Below are 1,433 nucleotides of genomic sequence, written 5' to 3'. Positions count from 1 at the left end.
GATGGTACTGCAGGGGGGACCCTGTGGGAGAGTAGGACGCCGCCGAACAATCATTGTGGGAAAGCCCCCTGACGGGAAGTCAGGGGGCTTTCTCGCGTTTCGGGGGCTTGCCGGGTAACCTGCGCCAATGCAGAACCTGACGTTGACGTGGCAAACCTCGGCCGGTGCCTCCGCGGCGCTGTACGCTGCGGCGTTCGCGGTCAGGCGGGGGGTGGCTCGGCGGGCCGGCGGGGAGGGGCGGCGGCGTCGGGCGGGGACGGCGGCGGATGTGTTGCGGGAGGCGGGGACGCTGCTGGCGCTGTTCGCGCTGTGGCAGGTGGTGGGGCACCTGTCGTTGGTGGGGACGGGGCACGCGTTGGAGCGGGCGGAGTGGATCCACCGGACGGAGGGGGAGTTCGGGCTGCCGGACGAGGCGTCGTGGCAGCGGGCGGTGGTGGGGCATCCGTGGCTGGTGCAGGGGGCGAACTACTACTACGCGACGATGCACTTCGGCGTGATGCTGGTGGTGCTGCTCTGGCTGTTCCTGCGGCACCGGGCGCGGTACGCGTGGGTGCGGACCACGGTGGTGGCGACGACGGCGGTGTGCCTGCTGATCCAGTTCATTCCGGTGGCGCCGCCGCGGATGCTGCCGGGGAACGGGTTCGTCGACCTGGCGGAGCAGTACGGGCAGTCGGTGTACGGGAACGCGGTCGCGGGGGTGGTGGCGGACCAGCTGTCGGCGATGCCCTCGGTGCACGTGGCGTGGTGCGTGATCGCGGCGGTGGCGGTGGTCTCGGTGGCGCGCGGGCCGTGGCGGTGGCTGATGGTGCTGCACCCGGTGGTGACGGTGTGGGTGGTGGTGGTGACGGCGAACCACTTCTGGGCGGACGGCCTGGTGGCGGTGGTGATCCTGCTGACCGTGTACCTGGTGCAGGCGGCGGTGTCGGGGTGGCGGCAGAAAGAGGGCGGCGTGACGGCGGTGGCGGCCGCTGCGGGGGAGCGGGAGCCCAGCGCGGTGCAGTAGGGAAGCTGAGGGCGAGGGGCGGCTCCGGGGCTGCCAGCAGCGTCTGGGGGCTGGTCAGCCGGGCTGGGCGGAGAGCAGGGCCTCGGCGAGGGCGGTGCGGTAGTAGCGGCCGGTGGTGGCGGGGCCGGCGACGAGGCGGGCGTCGAGCAGGACGGTGAGGTGGTCGTCGACGGTGGCGGGGCTCAGGCCGGTGCGGGTGGCGAGTTGGGTGGTGTCGCGCGGGTGGTCGAGGGCGGTGAGGAGGTGGGCGCGGGCACTGCCGAGCAGGCGGCCCAGGCTGGGGGGCGGGGTGTGCGGGCCGGGGACGGGGGCGGCGGAGACCGGGTAGACGACGGCGAGGCGGGTGTGCGACTCGTTCGGGCAGAGCCAGCCGTGGCGGGCGCTGGTGGGGACGAACAGCAGGTCCGGGGAGGCGGGTGGGGGTGCGGGG

General features: G+C 73.8%; 2 protein-coding genes. One reads left to right on the top strand and one right to left on the bottom strand.

All coding sequences use genetic code 11. The annotated features are described in order from the left end of the window. The first annotated feature begins 268 nt into the window (after window positions 1-268). Window positions 269-1,003, top strand: coding sequence for a phosphatase PAP2 family protein (locus IH44_RS0139830; protein ID WP_304414226.1), 735 nt, complete (start codon window positions 269-271; stop codon window positions 1,001-1,003). Window positions 1,004-1,057: 54 nt separating this feature from the next. Here IH44_RS0139830 and IH44_RS0139825 read toward each other — a convergent pair. After that, the coding region (locus IH44_RS0139825) for a winged helix-turn-helix domain-containing protein (protein ID WP_035958562.1) at window positions 1,058-1,433 on the bottom strand (376 nt) is incomplete at its 5' end.

Source organism: Kitasatospora sp. NRRL B-11411, from assembly GCF_000721345.1.
Lineage (GTDB): Bacteria > Actinomycetota > Actinomycetes > Streptomycetales > Streptomycetaceae > Kitasatospora > Kitasatospora cineracea.
Note: the sequence above shows the minus strand (reverse complement) of the source record. Positions and strands in the feature narration are given on the sequence as shown.